General features: G+C 50.4%; 16 protein-coding genes. 12 read left to right on the forward strand and 4 right to left on the reverse strand.

What is annotated here, in order from left to right:
* The first annotated feature begins 11 nt into the window (after positions 1-11).
* Positions 12-602: a tail assembly protein gene (locus tag HV037_RS08125; RefSeq protein WP_103284329.1), complete on the forward strand. Its 591-nt coding sequence runs from the start codon at positions 12-14 to the stop codon at positions 600-602.
* An 83-nt stretch (positions 603-685) separates the two neighbouring features.
* Here the strand turns inward: HV037_RS08125 and HV037_RS08130 are convergent, their stop codons facing one another.
* Positions 686-1,318: a hypothetical protein gene (locus HV037_RS08130; RefSeq protein ID WP_057064956.1), complete on the reverse strand. Its 633-nt coding sequence runs from the start codon at positions 1,316-1,318 to the stop codon at positions 686-688.
* Between the two features lie 162 nt (positions 1,319-1,480).
* Between HV037_RS08130 and HV037_RS08135 the strand changes: the two genes are divergently transcribed.
* The 5 genes from HV037_RS08135 to HV037_RS08150 all read left to right on the forward strand — a co-directional run bounded on the left by HV037_RS08135 (position 1,481) and on the right by HV037_RS08150 (position 7,318).
* Positions 1,481-4,657: a host specificity protein J gene (locus HV037_RS08135; RefSeq protein WP_181624271.1), complete on the forward strand. Its 3,177-nt coding sequence runs from the start codon at positions 1,481-1,483 to the stop codon at positions 4,655-4,657.
* Entirely contained in the window at positions 4,650-4,961 is a 312-nt protein-coding gene (locus HV037_RS08140) for a hypothetical protein (protein ID WP_104651396.1), read from the forward strand. The genes HV037_RS08135 and HV037_RS08140 overlap by 8 nt, the downstream gene beginning before the upstream one ends.
* Positions 4,961-5,653, forward strand: a complete 693-nt coding sequence (locus HV037_RS08145; RefSeq protein WP_104651395.1) for a hypothetical protein — start codon at positions 4,961-4,963, stop codon at positions 5,651-5,653. The genes HV037_RS08140 and HV037_RS08145 overlap by 1 nt, the downstream gene beginning before the upstream one ends.
* A gap of 115 nt (positions 5,654-5,768) precedes the next feature.
* Positions 5,769-6,002 carry a cor protein gene (locus HV037_RS24555; protein WP_249414968.1) on the forward strand — a complete coding sequence of 78 codons (234 nt, stop codon included), beginning with the start codon at positions 5,769-5,771 and terminating at the stop codon, positions 6,000-6,002.
* A 59-nt stretch (positions 6,003-6,061) separates the two neighbouring features.
* Complete coding sequence (locus HV037_RS08150) at positions 6,062-7,318, forward strand: tail fiber domain-containing protein (RefSeq protein ID WP_181624272.1); 1,257 nt, start codon at positions 6,062-6,064, stop codon at positions 7,316-7,318.
* Between the two features lie 186 nt (positions 7,319-7,504).
* Here HV037_RS08150 and HV037_RS08155 read toward each other — a convergent pair whose 3' ends face one another.
* Positions 7,505-7,747 carry a DinI family protein gene (locus HV037_RS08155; RefSeq protein ID WP_181624273.1) on the reverse strand — a complete coding sequence of 81 codons (243 nt, stop codon included), beginning with the start codon at positions 7,745-7,747 and terminating at the stop codon, positions 7,505-7,507.
* A 78-nt stretch (positions 7,748-7,825) separates the two neighbouring features.
* Between HV037_RS08155 and HV037_RS08160 the strand changes: the two genes are divergently transcribed.
* On the forward strand, positions 7,826-8,206 hold the full coding sequence (locus tag HV037_RS08160) for a S24 family peptidase (protein ID WP_181624274.1): 381 nt from the start codon (positions 7,826-7,828) through the stop codon (positions 8,204-8,206).
* Between the two features lie 200 nt (positions 8,207-8,406).
* Here the strand turns inward: HV037_RS08160 and HV037_RS08165 are convergent, their stop codons facing one another.
* A complete protein-coding gene (locus tag HV037_RS08165; protein ID WP_047416338.1) occupies positions 8,407-9,348 on the reverse strand; it encodes a formate/nitrite transporter family protein in 942 nt (313 codons plus the stop codon).
* A 288-nt stretch (positions 9,349-9,636) separates the two neighbouring features.
* On the opposite strand from HV037_RS08165, the gene mlaA reads away from it, so the two are divergent.
* Positions 9,637-10,392 (forward strand): phospholipid-binding lipoprotein MlaA, encoded by a 756-nt coding sequence (gene mlaA / locus HV037_RS08170; RefSeq protein WP_003028190.1) that lies wholly within the window; start codon positions 9,637-9,639, stop codon positions 10,390-10,392.
* A 59-nt stretch (positions 10,393-10,451) separates the two neighbouring features.
* Here the strand turns inward: mlaA and fadL are convergent, their stop codons facing one another.
* Positions 10,452-11,732, reverse strand: coding sequence for a long-chain fatty acid transporter FadL (gene fadL / locus HV037_RS08175; protein WP_016157062.1), 1,281 nt, complete (start codon positions 11,730-11,732; stop codon positions 10,452-10,454).
* Positions 11,733-12,103: 371 nt separating this feature from the next.
* On the opposite strand from fadL, the gene HV037_RS08180 reads away from it, so the two are divergent.
* From HV037_RS08180 to sixA, 4 genes are all read left to right on the forward strand, one after another.
* Entirely contained in the window at positions 12,104-12,388 is a 285-nt protein-coding gene (locus HV037_RS08180; protein ID WP_003834838.1) for a YfcZ/YiiS family protein, read from the forward strand.
* A gap of 175 nt (positions 12,389-12,563) precedes the next feature.
* Positions 12,564-13,874 carry an acetyl-CoA C-acyltransferase FadI gene (fadI, locus tag HV037_RS08185; protein WP_016153879.1) on the forward strand — a complete coding sequence of 437 codons (1,311 nt, stop codon included), beginning with the start codon at positions 12,564-12,566 and terminating at the stop codon, positions 13,872-13,874.
* Positions 13,874-16,021: a fatty acid oxidation complex subunit alpha FadJ gene (gene fadJ, locus HV037_RS08190; RefSeq protein WP_103284050.1), complete on the forward strand. Its 2,148-nt coding sequence runs from the start codon at positions 13,874-13,876 to the stop codon at positions 16,019-16,021. The genes fadI and fadJ overlap by 1 nt, the downstream gene beginning before the upstream one ends.
* 208 nt (positions 16,022-16,229) lie before the next feature.
* Positions 16,230-16,715 carry a phosphohistidine phosphatase SixA gene (sixA, locus tag HV037_RS08195; RefSeq protein WP_103284049.1) on the forward strand — a complete coding sequence of 162 codons (486 nt, stop codon included), beginning with the start codon at positions 16,230-16,232 and terminating at the stop codon, positions 16,713-16,715.
* Positions 16,716-16,717 lie beyond the last annotated feature (2 nt).

A 16,717-nucleotide genomic window follows, 5' to 3' on the forward strand; every position in this document is an offset into this window, starting at 1 on the left:
TAGGAGAATTCATGCAAGAGGTCATGTCTCAAATAGAACTTGGTGGCGCACTTGGTAAAGTGTTCGGAAGAACGCATTACAGGCTTATAAGCAAAATCTGTGAAGTTGGTACCGCTTTATCTAAAACCATACCTGGTTTTGAAAGTTATATGATTAGTAGCCAACGGCGAGGGTTAACATTTGCGATATTTAAAGGTAAAAAGAATATTGGAAAGGATGATCTTGGTTTTCCCGTGACTGGCGAGGTTATCCGAATAGTCCCAGTTATAATCGGAAGCAAAAAGGCAGGAGTATTGCAAACAATACTGGGTGCAGTTTTGGTTGCTGTAGGCGTTGTTCTTAGTTTTACCCCCTGGGCCGCAGCGTCGCCATTTTTATATAAATTTGGTGCAGCAATGATGCTTGGTGGCGTTGTTCAGATGCTCTCACCTCAACCGTCAGGTCTTGCCAGTAAGCAAAGTGCAGATAACCACGCTTCATATGCTTTCGGTGGGGTGACAAATACTGCCGCACAAGGTTATCCGGTACCGCTGCTTTATGGTCGCAGGCGTATTGGTGGGGCGATCATCTCTGCTGGTATATACGTCGAAGACCAGCAATAAACTGTGAATGTAGCATGAAAGGCTGACGAATCAGCCTTACGAGGGGTCGTATGCATTTGTTAAAATTATTGGAAACATTTCCCTTAAGGAAATGTGGGGCTAGCTCCTTCAGAGAGAGCGTTGTTCAACCTTTTTGCGGATTCAAAGATGCTGTTGAGCGTAGTGTTAAGCGCCTCCCATACTTCAATATCACCATTCCCATAAGCATTGAAGACCAACCTGATTCTGTAGCCATCACCTTGGTCAGTAGGCAATGTGATGAAGTCTGTCGGCGCGAGTTGGATGTCGATAAGTGCATTGAAGAAATCGGGCCTTTCTACCTGCAAATAAAGCGATGACATTCTCATCAGCCAGGTAGGGATATCCTTGCGACAGTTATATTGATGTTCTCTAAGAAAGAACTCTACACGACCATCAATTTTGTGTGTGAATTTAAATAATGAGTCTGTGTTAGCTATGACGTTTTCTCTTAATGCACAATCATTGGTTTCAAAAGCTGATTCAGAACCATTTATCCATTTTAGAAAAGTATAGAATGTTTGAACGGCTTCTTTATCCTCATGGGGCTTAAAGTCTTCAAGGACTTCAGTTATAAGCTCTGGGTGTTCAATAAAGTTTGAGTAAAACCCAGCTCTTTCATTGTAAGCAGTTTTCCCCCACGGATGAGATCGCCTGTCTTTTTCCGAGTCTCGTAAGGGATCAAAGTTTATAAGCATTTCGTTTCCTTAAGTGAGGTATTCAGCCATCCCTCTTAATCCGAAAACACCAACGACCCACCGCTGATGGGCTGAATACCTAACATAACCAGGTATGTAAATCAGTAACATCCTGACAAATGAACAGTAGCCACCTTCGGGTGGCTTTTTTACGGGCATCATATGGTTACAGCAACCCAGATTAAAGGCCGCAAGGGCGGCAGTTCCAGTTCCCGAACCCCTACCGAACAGCCTGATGATCTGCAATCTGTAGCGAAGGCCAAAATCCTCGTTGCGCTTGGGGAAGGGGAATTTGCAGGGCAATTAACCGGAAAAAATATCTACCTGGACGGCACGGCGCTGGAAAACTCTGATGGCTCCCAAAACTTTAGCGGCGTGACGTGGGAGTTTCGCGCGGGAACTCAGGCACAAAATTACATTCAGGGCATTCCCGGTACCGAAAACGAAATCAACGTTGGAACAGAAGTATCAAGCGCAACAGCCTGGACGCGTACCTTCACCAACACCCAACTATCAGCCGTTCGCCTGCGACTGAAATGGCCTTCACTGTTTAAGCAGGAGGACAACGGCGATCTGGTAGGGTATTCCATCAATTATGCAATAGACCTGCAAACTGATGGTGGGACCTGGCAAACCGTGCTTAATACCAGCGCAACCGGCAAAACGACGTCTGGTTATGAGCGCAGCCACCGTATTGATTTACCGCAGGCTGGCAGTACCTGGACAATCCGACTGCGTAAGATTACCGCTGACGCAAACAGCGCCAAGATCGGCGACACGATGACGCTGCAAAGCTTCACGGAAGTGATTGATGCCAAGCTGCGCTATCCGAACACCGCGCTGCTGTACATAGAATTCGATTCAAGTCAGTTCAACGGTTCGATTCCACAGATATCCTGTGAACCACGTGGCCGAGTGATCCGAGTGCCTGATAACTATGACCCCGATACGCGGACTTATAGTGGTACATGGCAGGGCGCGTTTAAGTGGGCCTGGACCGATAACCCGGCGTGGATATTTTACGATCTGGTTATTACCGATCGCTTTGGTCTGGGTAATCGCCTGAGTGCAGCCAACATCGATAAATGGACGTTGTACCAGGTATCGCAATATTGCGATCAGCCGGTACCGGATGGAAAGGGTGGAAGCGGGACAGAGCCACGCTATACCTGTAACGTCTATGTTCAGGACAGGAATGACGCTTACACTGTGCTGCGTGACTTTGCGGCTATATTCCGGGGTATGACGTACTGGGGCGGCGATCAGATTGTTGCGCTTGCCGATATGCCGAGAGATGTGGATTACGCTTACACCCGCGCTAACGTTATCGACGGACGCTTTACCTATTCCAGCAGCACGACAAAAACGCGGTATACCACGGCGTTGGTTTCCTGGTCTGATCCGGATAACGCCTATGCGGATGCGATGGAGCCGGTATTTGAGCAGCCTCTGGTGGCCCGGTACGGATTTAATCAGCTGGAAATGACAGCCATCGGTTGTACCCGTCAATCAGAAGCGAACCGAAAGGGGCGCTGGGGTATTCTCACCAACAATAAGGATCGTGTTGTTTCGTTTGATGTTGGTCTGGACGGAAACATCCCGCAGCCGGGATACATCATCGCCGTGTCAGACGAGCTTCTGTCCGGCAAAGTTATGGGCGGCCGCATCAGTGCTGTTAACGGTCGCGTGATTAAACTTGACCGCGCAGCTGATGCAGCAGCAGGCGATCGCCTTATTCTCAATCTTCCCTCCGGTGCGTCACAGAGCAGGACTATTCAGGCGATTAATGGGGAATCAGTCACAGTCACCACGGCATACAGTGAGACACCACAGGCCGAAGCTGTATGGGTGGTTGAGTCAGATGAACTCTACGCCCAGCAGTATCGAGTTGTCAGCGTCTCCGATAATGATGATGGCACTTTCTCTATTACCGGCGCATGGCATGACCCGGATAAATATGCCCGTATCGATACCGGAGCCATCATTGACCAGCGGCCCGTGAGTGTAATCCCGCCGGGTAACCAGTCGCCGCCAGCTAACATTGTGATTAGCTCGTTTTCAGTGGTGCAGCAGAATATCAGCGTCGAAACCATGCGTGTGAGCTGGGACCAGGCGCAGAATGCTATCGCCTACGAGGCACAGTGGCGCCGCAATGATGGTAACTGGGTAAACGTGCCGCGCAGCTCCACCACGTCATTCGATGTTTCTGGTATTTATGCAGGACGCTACCTCGTGCGTGTACGTGCCATTAACGCCGCTGAAATATCCTCTGGCTGGGGCTACTCCGAAGAGAAAACGCTGACGGGCAAGGTGGGAAATCCACCGAAACCTGTCGGCTTTGCGACAACGCCGATCAACTGGGGGATTCGCCTGAACTGGGGATTCCCGGCTAACACCGGGGATACGCTAAAAACGGAAATTCAGTACACCGCGAACAGTGATTTCTCTAATCCTCTTTTGCTGTCGGATGTGCCTTATCCGTCAGCCGAATACACCCAACTGGGACTGAAGGCGGGACAGGAGTTCTGGTACCGTGCGCAGCTGGTTGACAGAACGGGTAATGAATCAGGCTGGACCGACTGGGTTCGTGGTGTATCCAACGCGAATGCTGATGATTACCTGGGTGATATTGCTGATGACTTCCTGACGTCTGCAGACGGTGACCGCCTGACAAGCGACATTGATACCGACCTCGAAGCCGCATTACAGAACGCGCTGGCCAACCACGCAACGGCTGAACATCAGTGGGCGCAGTATGGTGAAGTCCGCGCGGATATTCTGGTGGTCAAAACGACCATTGCTGATGTTGATAAAGCGATGGCTGAAATGACCACCCAGGTACAGGCGCAGATTAAAGATGTGACAGCCTCTCTCGAGGACAAACTGACTGCTACTGTCGATGCTTCGGGTGCGACGGCTATTCATACCCTGAAAGCCGGAGTGCGCATCAACGGTATTTTTTACAGTGCCGGGATATCAATTGCGGTACTGGCCGAAGCGGGTAAGCCGGTGGTCACTCGCGTCGGATTTAACGCCAACCAGTTCGTCCTGATGAGTGGCAGCGGTGATACGCAGTATTCACCCTTTGCTGTTGTTAATGGTCAGGTGTTTATCAGTTCTGCGTTTATTCAGAACGCCAGTATCACCAGTGCGAAAATTGCGGATGCTGCGATTACTAACGGCAAAATCTCAGGCGCATTCTGGTCTACGGGCTATAAAATTGCAAATCAGGGCGGTTGGTGTCTGTCTAAGGCTGATAACAACCTGTCATTTACTGGGCCCAGCGGGCGACTGCTGGTACAGCTGGGGCATATTACCGGAGTAGCGCCTAATGTCTGATTTTGGTTTTGATTGCTGGCATGAGGACGGATCATCAGCAAACTTTGGTATTAAACCAATATCAATCATTGGAACGATAAAGCTGAGTGCCGGCCAGACGTCAGGTGCATATTCGTTCAACGTGCCGGCAGGGAAGAGGCTCGGATATATGCTGGGTCTGGCAAAAACTATAGCGTATGTAGAGGGGCGCCGAACAATAGCCGTTTCAGGCAATAGTATTGTAATTGGCGCAGGAACTGATAACTCTCTGAACCAGCCTCAGGCAAATGAGAGCTATGTTTTTGTTTTTCTGGAAAATGCATAATGGCTAACAGATATGGTGCGTTATTATCGTTGAAAAGCGGCGAAACATTTATCACCCCCCAGTCAGTACCTGTTTGTCTGTATTCAAAGCAGACGTTTTCGTCAGTATCGAATGGTGCTCTACATTATATTGAGCAACTGGTTAATATACCTGATGCAACACAACCTGTTATCCCGTTTGTTCTGACATCCCGTCAGGCCGCGTGTGCTGTCTGGATTGAATCAAACGGACAACTGGCTGTACGGGCCTATGAGATACTAAATACCGCATTTACCCTGACAGTCTATTTATTCACTATATTCCCTCAGCCCATGCCAAATCCTCCGTATGGGCTGGCTGTCTGGGACGACCAGACGGGGAATCTGGTTATTACTCATGAATCGAAAATCCTGACGGACGTGGTAACTGTCGGAACAATCGGGGCAAATGGAGGCATTTATATTGACGAGAGCAGAGCGGGTAAATGGGCAATTATCCCGGATGTTGCAGGTCAGCAGGTATGGCGAATATCTGGCGGTGGACCGGGCGGTCAGCTCTGGCCTGTTCCGGTTACTTTTACAGCTGTATATAACGGGGCCAGCACCCGAATTTATACCGCTGCCACTCAGGCAATTCCATCTGGTAGCGCGCAGCCAATGGCCCCTGTAAATGCAGGTAATACAGTTATTGCAGTTGAAGTGTCAAAATATTGAATGCCTGTACGATCGTTTTAAACGATCAATGTATTTTAAATGATCTGTTAAATCTATTATCTATTGTTGTCCGCTATTGATATTTTGAATATGAATAACTACAGCGAGTAACAATATGAAAATTATATTAATCGTTCTTGCATTTTTATCATTAACTGCATGTTCCGGCACTCTCGAAAATAAATTACCCTTATGTACAGCAACGGCGATGATCGGCAATCAGGGAACAGACGTGCTCATTTACGGGATACGTAAAATTGTAAACCAGACACAATATCAGGCCGGTTATCCATTTAACTGGCGATGGGTGAATAAGAATAATTTCACCAGTTCGAACTGTTCGAATTAAACCTACAAAAAATAACCCGCTCCGGTGGGTTTTTTATTATCTGAATTCAGGAGATATCCATGTCAGCAGGAACCTTAACCCTGACGAATAACTCTGCTCTGGTATCAGGGACAGGGACTACATTTAGCACTGAACTTTCGGCTGGTGATTTTATTGTTGTTACTGTCGGCGGTGTTCCCTATACGCTCCCGGTTAAATCCGTCGAAAGTGGCACGGCTCTGACGCTGGTCAGTAACTTTACCGGGCCAACACAGGCTGGTGCAGCATGGTCAGCCGTTCCCCGTGTGGCACTGAATATGGTCACCGCGGCGCTGGTGGCCCAGAGTGCTGAGGCGCTTAGGGGCCTGAACTACGACAAGCAGAACTGGCAGCAGTTTTTTACAGCCGAAGGTGATGTAACGATTAAATTACCGGATACCAGTCAGACTACTGGACCGTCAGCAAAGAAACTCATCAATAGCGTTGACGGTAAGGCAGATAAGACAGCGCTTGACGGTAAGGCAGACCTGGTCAGCGGCGTGGTGTCAAAAGCGCAGGGCGGGACAGGGTTATCCAGTCCCTTCGGTACAAGGGCAGGTTCATTCTGTGAGGGGAATGATAACCGCCTTAACACTATCGGCGGCAAATCCGGAGGCCAGATAACCAGCCCGTTTGGCAAGGTCAACGCATTGCCGGGGAGCTTTGACTCCCTCTATGCCGGAAACCGCAACTACGGTCTCTACCAGGAGCAGATGAATGTTCTCGGTGCAGGCTATCTGTATCCGCACATGAGTTTCAAGATGTTCTGGCCTGGCAAATATGCTGGGGTGTTTACGTGGTCTGCATGGGCAAACGACATGAACCCCGAGTATGCCCTCTCCTGGACAACGGAGGCGGGAACCACGCCGCACATGTGGCGGTTTAATGCCAGAAACGGAAACGCCACCGCTACCGGAAACTGGGTTAACGGCGGCTCGACCGTCAAAATTAAGGAGAAAGTCGAGGACATCCAGAATCCACGCGAAACGATGCGGATAATCCGCGCATGTACCTGGCGACTGAAAACAAAAAATGCTGACGGACGTTTTGGCATCGGTGTTCTGGCTGAAGGACTGTATGAGGCATACCCGGAGGCGAAAGTCACTGCCGGTGATATCGAACTGCGGGACGGAACTGTTGTTAAGGATGCCTTATCTGTACAGGCTGGCGATTCCGGCGTACTGGCCGCTGTTCACCACGCAACCATTATTTCTCTGATGGATGAAAACGAAGCGCAGCAGAAAGAAATCAATCAACTGAAAGCAGACGTGGAGGCGCTGAAGAAAATTGTTGAATAGCTCACCGCCAGATAATTCTGCTCTGGACCATCAACGTGCAATGTCATAAAGCGAAATAACAGTGCCGCAACCATACCATGTGCATGAGCATGGCTGCGGCCAACTGGCGAACGTCCGATAGTGCGAGTATTGAATGATTGCCAGTCACGGCGGATTGTACTTAAGCAATATGACGGTTCAAGGTGTTTAATCTGAAACCAGCCACATATCAGCTTCTTCAAACATTTCCTGAACAGTACGGCTTATCTGTTCCTTCTCATGCTTGCTGGCGTCAGTGTTGATCGCCGGCAACGTCATCATAGGTTTCACCCTCACATCAGCATCAGGGAAGATGCGCTGCACCCTTTTGCTCAACTCCCCCAGAATGATGTCTTTCGCACCGGGCAAACCATCAAAATTCCTTTTGTCATAAACGAGTTCCACAAACATTACGCGTCACCTCTTTACTGGTTGGATATACAGTATTTATATTGTGTTTATATCCAGTAATCAAGAGAGGGTTTAACCATGGCCTTTCCATCCCCAGCGGCAGATTATGCGGAAACACGAATTTCGCTTGATGAGAAACTGATCAGCCGACAAAATTCGACATATTTTATGAGGGCAGGTTGTTCACATTACAGAGAGGGCATTGTCCAGGGAGCGCTGCTCGTCGTCGATATGGCGTTATCACCATGTGATGGCTCACTCCTGGTATGCGCGCTGGATGGGGAATTCAAGATCAAGCGGTACCGGAAACACCCGAAGCCTCATCTCGAAAATCTGGAAAACGGGAGGAAGGAGGCGTTACCTGATGAGGACGACACTATCCGCCCTATCTTTGGTGTGCTTACATACATTATCAACGATGCCAGGCAGGCGGAGTTTGATGATTGCCCTGTTATGTAGGGGCGCTGAGTGGACAAATAATGTGTACATATATGAGTACAAATTATTTGTTTAATATTCACTAAATGTCATTAAATACAATTGGTTGTGAATTTTAATTACTATATCCATTTAACTAAGGGGACGAAGCGGCACGAGTATAGCGTTTTTTACTCACAACAGTAAGCCTCAGGCCGCCCAACTGCTCAAACCGTCACCATTCAAGCCTGTTTTTTCTGGTTTTTCTGCTTTTGCTCATCCCGCCTGGCTTGCAACCTGGCTTCTTCTTTGCGTTTATTGCTCATATCATTGCGGATCTGCGCGTGGCTCATCAGCGCGAAGATAAACGTTCCGCCACAGATATTCCCGGCGAGCGTTGGTAGCGCAAAGGGCCAGAAAAAATCACTCCAGTGCAGCGTGCCATTAAAGACCAGATAGAGAATTTCCACCGAACCGACGACGATGTGCGTGGTATCGCCCAGCGCAATCAGCCAGGTCATCAGAATAATGACCACAATTTTTGCTGCCCCAGCGGCGGGAAACATCCATACCATTGTGGCAATTAACCAGCCAGAAATGATGGCGTTGGAAAACATCTCCGTTGGCGTGTTTTTCATCACATCCATGCCGATTTTGACAAAAGCATCGCGGGTTTCTTCATCAAAAATCGGCATATGCTCAAACGCCCATGCGGCAACCCCGGTGCCAATAATATTACCTAGCAGAACCACACTCCACAGGCGCATCAGCAGGCCAAAATTGCCGAGCGTAGGGTTTTGCATTACCGGCAGGACGGCGGTGACGGTATTTTCGGTAAACAGTTGCTGGCGAGCCATAATGACAATTATAAAGCCGAAGGTATAACCGAGGTTCTCCAGCAAAAATCCTCCAGGCACACCTTCCAGTTGCACATGAAAAATTCCTTTAGCCAGTAGCGAGGCGCCCATCGAGAGTCCCGCAGCGATGGCTGACCACAGTAGCGCCATCGCGTCGCGCTCCATTTCTTTCTCCCCATCCTGGCGGATATGTTCATGGATCGCCATGGCGCGGGAGGGGAGTCTGTCCTCATCGACCTCAATCTTTTTACCCTCTAGCTTTTCGTCACTGTCGACCTGGAGTTCGTCGCTGTGCCGATCAATCTTTTCGTTCTCAATGTCATTCATAGCCGAATCCTGAATTAGCACGTATTGCTAAAGCGTAGCGGCTTTTGCCCGAAAATCAGCGGGAGAAAGTCTGAGATAGCAAAAATGGTAACGTTTGTTTTTATTGGGGTAGCTAGAATAGAGCCGCCGCGGAGTACGCATTACCAGGCTATGATCAAATCAGTAACACAGGGTATATAGACATCATTTGACGTGCTGTTACAATCGCTCACATCTAAACAGGCGGATACGTCATCGTTCCGTCATGGATGGCAATCAGCGATAGCCATAATACACAGGGAGACACTTATGAAGCTTCGCCTGTCGGCGCTTGCGCTGGGAACCACACTTTTGGTGGGGTGTGCGAGCTCTGGTACTGAACAGCAGGGGCGTTCGGACCCATTTGAAGGGTTCAACCGCACCATGTACAACTTCAACTTTAATGTTTTAGATCCATACGTTGTTCGACCGGTGGCAGTTGCCTGGCGTGATTATGTCCCGCAGCCGGCGCGTAACGGTTTGAGCAATTTTACCGGCAACCTTGAAGAGCCGGCCGTTATGGTCAACTATTTCCTGCAAGGCGACCCCTATCAGGGGATGGTGCACTTCACCCGTTTCTTCCTGAACACCCTGTTAGGTATGGGCGGATTTATCGACGTGGCGGGTATGGCTAATCCGAAGTTACAGCGTGTTGAACCACACCGTTTTGGTAGTACGTTAGGCCACTATGACGTTGGTTACGGACCGTATATGCAGCTTCCATTCTACGGCAGCTTCACGCTGCGTGATGATGGCGGCGACATGGTGGATACGCTGTATCCGGTACTGTCCTGGCTGACCTGGCCGTTGTCGATAGGTAAATGGACGGTTGAAGGGATTGAAACCCGCGCGCAACTGCTTGATTCCGACGGTCTGCTGCGTCAATCTTCCGACCCTTACATCATGGTGCGAGAAGCTTACTTCCAGCGTCATGACTTTATTGCGAACGGTGGCAAACTCAAACCAGAAGAAAACCCGAACGCGAAAGATATTCAGGACGATTTAAAAGAGATCGATTCCGAGTAAGGAAGGTTGAAAATAAAAAGGTGAGCTAAAAAGCTCACCTTTTTTATATCTGAAGAAAATCAGAATGCGTAGTTGAAGTTGGTACCGAACAGCCAGGCTTTACCTTCAGAATCGAAAGTATACGGGCCTTCTTTGACGGTCACTTTCTGGCCGTGCATATAAGAAACGCCTACGTCAATGGACGCGTCATCATTGAAGGCGTAAGTGGTACCCGCACTCAGCCACAGACGGTCCTGGTCCGGAATGGAGATGGAACGCTTGCTCGCAGGAACCGGGCTATCGTCATAGGCGATACCGGTACGGAAGGTCCAGCTTTTATCCATGTAATAAGTCGTACCCAGCGCGATGCGGTAAGAATCTTTGAACCCTTCTTCTTTATAGAACAGCGTCTGCCCGTTGGTGCCGGTTGCTTTCAGTTCCTGGAACTGACTCCAGCTGGTGTAAGCCATGCTGTAGTGAATAGCCCACTGTGGTGCAACGCGGTTGTAACCCGACAGTTCCCACATTTCCGGCAGGTTAAGCGTCAGAGAACCTGGGACGGTGGCGTTGGTGGTTCCCCAAGGGAACGCCGTGCCTGCGCCAGGTAACGCGTTGGCCTGGGTGCGGATGCCGCTCTTGTAATCGCCATCGAAGTCGATTTTGACTTCAGAACGATACGTTAAACCATAGCGGTTATTTTTATCCAGCTCGTACAAAATACCGGCGTTCCAGCCGTAACCCCATTCGTCACCTTTCAGGCTGGCAATTTTCTGGCTGACTTTTGGCAATGCGGCAGTTTGTTCACCGGAATAACGCTCAATTTTTGCATCGGCATAGACGGCATTAAAACCAACGCCAAAGCTCCAGCTATCATTCAGACGGTAGGCACCGCTCAGGTTCAGGTTGACCGTTTTAAGATCGGTCTTCCCGCCGTATTCGCCGACGATGTAGTTGTCGTTAAATTCGGTTGCCAGGCCATAGTTTGACGTGACAGAAGCCCCCCAACCAAACTGTTCGTTGATCGGCATTACGAAGTGAGCATTGGGAACCCACGCCGTAGGCGCGATGTTGTCCGCATCGGTGCTGCGTCCGGTGTATGGCGATTTACCGGAAATATTCACGTCTGGATCGATATACACCGCACCCGCTGAAAAAGTAGGGCGGTCAAACATCATAATCAGCGCCGGGTTACGACTGGCGTTACCTGCATCATCTGCAATAGCGCCTTCACCCGAATATGCCCGGCCAAGGCCAGAGGAAGAAAATTCGTTTAACTGAAAGCCTGCAGACCAGGCCTGTGTGGAGATAATTGCCACTGCGACTGCGAGAGCAGACTTTGTAAACAGGGTTTTCTGGCTCATGACCATAACCTCATTGATTTATTTTTATACAAACAATGTTACATACCGTAACAGGAGCGCGAAGTGTAGGGTCTGAGGTACAACTTAGAAATCAGACCAGTGCCGAGAGTATAGGTCTGACCAGCTGAAATGTTGCAAGTATGTTTATAAATATTTTCAATTCTGATCTCGGAAACGCGATCCAGCTGGCAAAATTGCGGGTATGCACACTCACCTGTTTGGGTGATTTTTGTTTTAGATCATTTTTAAGTGTGATTTCGGTCACTTATCCCATTTCATACAATTAACGACTGGAGAGGCGAATAATGGGAGCGTAAAATATCCCCATCGTTTATCTGGCACCACAGGTGCGAATACAGAGGAAATCTACAATGAGTAAATGCAGTGCTGATGAAACCCCGGTTTGCTGCTGTATGGATGTTGGCACCATCATGGACAACTCCGATTGCACCGCGTCATACAGCCGTGTGTTCGCGAATCGTGCAGAGGCAGAAGAAACGCTGGCCGCTCTGACTGAGAAGGCGCGTGGCGTGGAATCTGAGCCTTGCCAAATCACCTCGACCTTTACTGAAGAGTCTGAAGGTGTGCGTCTGGATATCGACTTTGTTTTTGCCTGTGAAGCTGAAACGCTGATCTTCCAACTGGGTCTGCGTTAATCCCTTCTTTAAAAGCCCTTGTACCCGGTAGCAAGGGCTTTTTCGTCACTGTCAGTGATTATTCACTGTGTCTTAGCTCCCACTTTCTTTTCTCCCTGCTTGGCTAAATGTAAAAAATTGGTTAAGACTGTGATCAGGTCAGACCACTTATTTTTATTTTTTACAGGGGAGTGTTATGAGTCAGGCTTTACCGCTGGTTACCCGCCAGGGCGATCGCATCGCCATCGTAAGCGGATTGCGTACGCCATTTGCCCGCCAGGCAACCGCGTTTCATGGCATTCCCGCCGTAGATTTGGGGAAAATGGTCGTTGGCGAGCTGCTGGCGCGCAGCGAAATTTCTGCTGATGTCATTGAGCAACTGGTCTTTGGCCAGGTGGTGCAAATGCCCGAGGCCCCAAATATTGCTCGTGAAATCGTGCTGGGAACCGGGATGAATGTGCACACCGATGCCTACAGCGTAAGCCGAGCCTGCGCCACCAGCTTCCAGGCGGTGGCGAATGTCGCGGAAAGCCTGATGGCGGGGACTATCCGCGCAGGAATTGCCGGCGGTGCGGACTCCTCGTCAGTTCTGCCTATTGGCGTTAGCAAAAAGCTGGCGCGGGTGCTGGTGGATGTCAATAAGGCCCGGACCACCGGTCAGCGTCTTAAACTTTTCTCCCGACTGCGCTTACGTGACCTGATGCCCGTACCGCCAGCCGTCGCCGAGTATTCCACCGGTTTACGCATGGGGGATACGGCCGAGCAAATGGCCAAAACTTATGGGATTACGCGAGAGCAACAGGATGCCCTGGCGCACCGTTCTCATCAGCGCGCCGCTCAGGCGTGGTCTGAAGGAAAACTGGCAGATGAGGTGATGACCACCTACGCGCCACCTTTCAAAGATCCTTTTTCAGAAGATAACAATATTCGCGGCAACTCTACGCTGGCCGATTACGCCAAACTGCGTCCGGCCTTTGACCGAAAGCACGGCACCGTTACCGCGGCGAACAGTACCCCGCTAACGGACGGCGCAGCCGCCGTGATTATGATGACGGAATCGCGTGCGAAAGAGTTGGGGCTGGTGCCGCTGGGATACCTGCGTAGTTTTGCCTTTACCGCCATCGATGTCTGGCAGGACATGCTGTTGGGGCCGGCGTGGTCAACGCCGCTTGCCCTGGAGAGAGCGGGTCTGACCATGGCTGATTTAACCCTGATCGATATGCATGAAGCATTTGCCGCACAAACGCTGGCGAATCTTCAACTGCTGGGTAGCGAACGTTTTGCCCGCGAAGTGCTCGGCAGGGCGCATGCCACGGGCGAGGTTGATGACAGTAAATTTAACGTGCTGGGCGGATCGATTGCCTATGGACACCCCTTCGCCGCCACCGGTGCTCGCATGATCACCCAAACTCTCCATGAGTTACGACGTCGTGGTGGTGGTTTTGGTTTAGTGACAGCCTGTGCAGCAGGTGGTCTGGGTGCGGCAATGGTTCTGGAGGCGGAATAATGGAAATGACATCGGCTTTTACGCTAAACGTACGTCTGGATAACGTCGCTGTTGTCACCATTGATGTGCCCGGAGAGAAAATGAATACCCTGAAGGCGGAATTTGCCTCCCAGGTTCGGGTCATTCTGAAACAAATTCGCGATAACAAAGCATTACGCGGCGTGGTGTTCATTTCGGCGAAACCCGATAACTTCATTGCCGGGGCGGATATCAACATGATTGGTCGCTGTCGCAGCGCGCAGGAAGCTGAAACGCTGGCACGCCAGGGGCAGCAGATTATGACGGAAATTAATGCCTTGCCGATCCCCGTAATCGCCGCAATTCATGGCGCCTGTCTCGGCGGTGGCCTGGAGATGGCGCTGGCGTGCCACAATCGTATTTGTACCGATGATGCTAAAACCGTATTGGGTTTACCGGAAGTGCAGCTTGGTCTGCTGCCCGGCTCTGGCGGTACCCAGCGGTTGCCCCGTCTGATTGGCGTCAGTACCGCGCTGGATATGATCCTCACCGGAAAACAACTACGCGCAAAACAGGCGCTGAAAGTGGGTTTAGTGGATGAAGTTGTACCGCATACCATTTTGCTGGAAGCGGCCGTAGAACTGGCCAAAAAGGATAGTCCCGCACACCGTACTCTGCCGGTGCGAGAGCGTGTGCTAGCGGGGCCGCTGGGGCGGGCGCTGTTATTCCGCATGGCCAGTAAAAAGACGGCGCAAAAAACGCAGGGCAACTACCCTGCAACAGAACGTATCCTTGAGGTCATCGAAACCGGCCTGGCGCAAGGCAGCAGCAGCGGTTACGACGCCGAAGCCCGCGCGTTTGGCGAACTGGCGATGACATCTCAGTCTCAGGCGCTGCGGCACATCTTTTTTGCCAACACCGATGTGAAAAAGGATCCCGGAAGTGATGTGAAGCCCGGCCCGCTAAACAGTGTAGGCATTTTGGGCGGCGGTCTGATGGGGGGCGGTATTGCCTATGTGACGGCCTGTAAAGGCGGCTTGCCAGTGCGTATCAAAGATATAAATGCCAAGGGAATCAACCACGCGCTGAAGTACAGCTGGGATCAGCTTGAAACGAAGGTTCGCCGCCGTCATATCAAAGCCAGCGAGCGTGATAAACAGCTGGCGCTGATTTCGGGATCAACCGATTACCGTGGCTTCGCTCATCGCGACCTGGTTATTGAAGCCGTATTTGAAGATCTGGCGTTAAAACAACAGATGGTGGCAGAAGTTGAGCAAAATTGCGCATCTCATACCATTTTTGCCTCTAACACCTCATCTTTGCCGATTGGCGATATTGCGGCGAACGCTGCCAGGCCTCAACAAGTAATAGGTTTGCACTTCTTTAGCCCGGTGGAAAAAATGCCGCTGGTCGAGGTTATCCCGCATGCCACGACCTCTGAGCAGACAATTGCCACAACCGTTAAACTGGCGAAAAAGCAGGGCAAAACGCCGATAGTGGTCAGAGATAAGGCCGGATTTTATGTTAACCGCATTTTAGCGCCATACATTAACGAAGCTATTCGTATGCTGACCGAAGGCGAGCGGGTTGAAGCCATTGACGCCGCGCTGGTTAAGTTTGGTTTTCCGGTCGGGCCAATCCAACTTTTGGATGAGGTCGGAATTGATACGGGCACTAAAATTATACCAGTGCTTGAGGCTGCATATGGAGAACGTTTTAGCGCGCCTGCAAATGTTGTTGCTTCAATTTTGAATGACGATCGCAAAGGTAGAAAAAATGGTCGGGGTTTCTATCTTTATGGAGCGAAAGGGCGTAAAAGCAAAAAACAGGTCGACCCTGCAATTTATACGCTTATTGGCGTCCAGGGGCTGGGCCGACTCACCGCCGCGCAGATCGCTGAGCGGTGCGTCATGTTAATGCTCAATGAAGCAGCACGCTGTTTCGATGAGAAGATTATCCGCAGCGCGCGTGATGGCGATATCGGCGCTGTATTTGGTATTGGTTTTCCGCCCTTCCTCGGCGGCCCGTTCCGGTATATGGATTCGCTCGGCGCGGGTGAAGTGGTTGCTGCTCTGCAACGACTGACCACGCAATACGGCTCGCGGTTTACGCCGTGTGAGCAGTTATTGCAGATGGCGGAACGCGGTGAAAGATTCTGGAGTAATGGGGAAACTGACCTGAATTCATGAGGTCAAAGGTAGGATGAATCCGCACTGAATGTATGGGTCGCGCTCAAAATGTAAACAGAGATTGACTATACTTACGCCGTTGAGGTAAAAAACAGCGTTTCATTCGGTGAATGGATAAGGCACAATGCCGGCCACCACATCGTTACCACGGTCAATAGGGGCTGTGGATAAAGGTGTCGGTGATTCTGGTTAACAAAAGCGGTGCAATATGCAAGTTTTTATCATGCGTCACGGCGACGCAGCCCTCGATGCCGCCAGTGATTCGGTTCGTCCCTTAACCTCCTGTGGTTGTGACGAATCTCGCCTGATGGCGAACTGGCTGAAAGGTCAAAAAGTGGATATCGAACGTGTTCTGGTGAGCCCGTTCCTACGAGCCGAACAAACGCTGGATGTGGTGGGGGAGTGTATGAACCTGCCAACCGGTGTGGATGTTTTGCCGGAGTTGACTCCCTGCGGCGATGTCGGTCTGGTCAGCGCCTATTTACAGGCTCTGGCCAATGAAGGTATCGCCACGGCGCTGCTCATCTCTCACTTACCTTTAGTGGGGTATCTGGTGTCTGAACTTTGCCCAGGCGAAACACCGCCGATGTTTACCACATCAGCGATTGCCAGCGTAACGCTTGATGAGAGCGGGAAGGGTACTTTTAACTGGCAGATGAGCCCGTGTAACCTAAAAATGGCAAAAGCGATTTAAAA

This window comes from Citrobacter sp. RHBSTW-00017, from assembly GCF_013797615.1.
Classification (GTDB): Bacteria; Pseudomonadota; Gammaproteobacteria; order Enterobacterales; family Enterobacteriaceae; genus Citrobacter; species Citrobacter braakii.

What these genes read in the sequence shown, in the direction of transcription:
- HV037_RS08125 (WP_103284329.1), top strand. Translation starts at nt 12, where the DNA reads ATGCAAGAGGTCATGTCTCAAATAGAACTTGGTGGCGCACTTGGTAAA.
- HV037_RS08130 (WP_057064956.1), bottom strand. Translation starts at nt 1,318, where the DNA reads ATGCTTATAAACTTTGATCCCTTACGAGACTCGGAAAAAGACAGGCGA.
- HV037_RS08135 (WP_181624271.1), top strand. Translation starts at nt 1,481, where the DNA reads ATGGTTACAGCAACCCAGATTAAAGGCCGCAAGGGCGGCAGTTCCAGT.
- HV037_RS08140 (WP_104651396.1), top strand. Translation starts at nt 4,650, where the DNA reads ATGTCTGATTTTGGTTTTGATTGCTGGCATGAGGACGGATCATCAGCA.
- HV037_RS08145 (WP_104651395.1), top strand. Translation starts at nt 4,961, where the DNA reads ATGGCTAACAGATATGGTGCGTTATTATCGTTGAAAAGCGGCGAAACA.
- HV037_RS24555 (WP_249414968.1), top strand. Translation starts at nt 5,769, where the DNA reads ATGAAAATTATATTAATCGTTCTTGCATTTTTATCATTAACTGCATGT.
- HV037_RS08150 (WP_181624272.1), top strand. Translation starts at nt 6,062, where the DNA reads ATGTCAGCAGGAACCTTAACCCTGACGAATAACTCTGCTCTGGTATCA.
- HV037_RS08155 (WP_181624273.1), bottom strand. Translation starts at nt 7,747, where the DNA reads ATGTTTGTGGAACTCGTTTATGACAAAAGGAATTTTGATGGTTTGCCC.
- HV037_RS08160 (WP_181624274.1), top strand. Translation starts at nt 7,826, where the DNA reads ATGGCCTTTCCATCCCCAGCGGCAGATTATGCGGAAACACGAATTTCG.
- HV037_RS08165 (WP_047416338.1), bottom strand. Translation starts at nt 9,348, where the DNA reads ATGAATGACATTGAGAACGAAAAGATTGATCGGCACAGCGACGAACTC.
- mlaA (WP_003028190.1), top strand. Translation starts at nt 9,637, where the DNA reads ATGAAGCTTCGCCTGTCGGCGCTTGCGCTGGGAACCACACTTTTGGTG.
- fadL (WP_016157062.1), bottom strand. Translation starts at nt 11,732, where the DNA reads ATGAGCCAGAAAACCCTGTTTACAAAGTCTGCTCTCGCAGTCGCAGTG.
- HV037_RS08180 (WP_003834838.1), top strand. Translation starts at nt 12,104, where the DNA reads ATGAGTAAATGCAGTGCTGATGAAACCCCGGTTTGCTGCTGTATGGAT.
- fadI (WP_016153879.1), top strand. Translation starts at nt 12,564, where the DNA reads ATGAGTCAGGCTTTACCGCTGGTTACCCGCCAGGGCGATCGCATCGCC.
- fadJ (WP_103284050.1), top strand. Translation starts at nt 13,874, where the DNA reads ATGGAAATGACATCGGCTTTTACGCTAAACGTACGTCTGGATAACGTC.
- sixA (WP_103284049.1), top strand. Translation starts at nt 16,230, where the DNA reads ATGCAAGTTTTTATCATGCGTCACGGCGACGCAGCCCTCGATGCCGCC.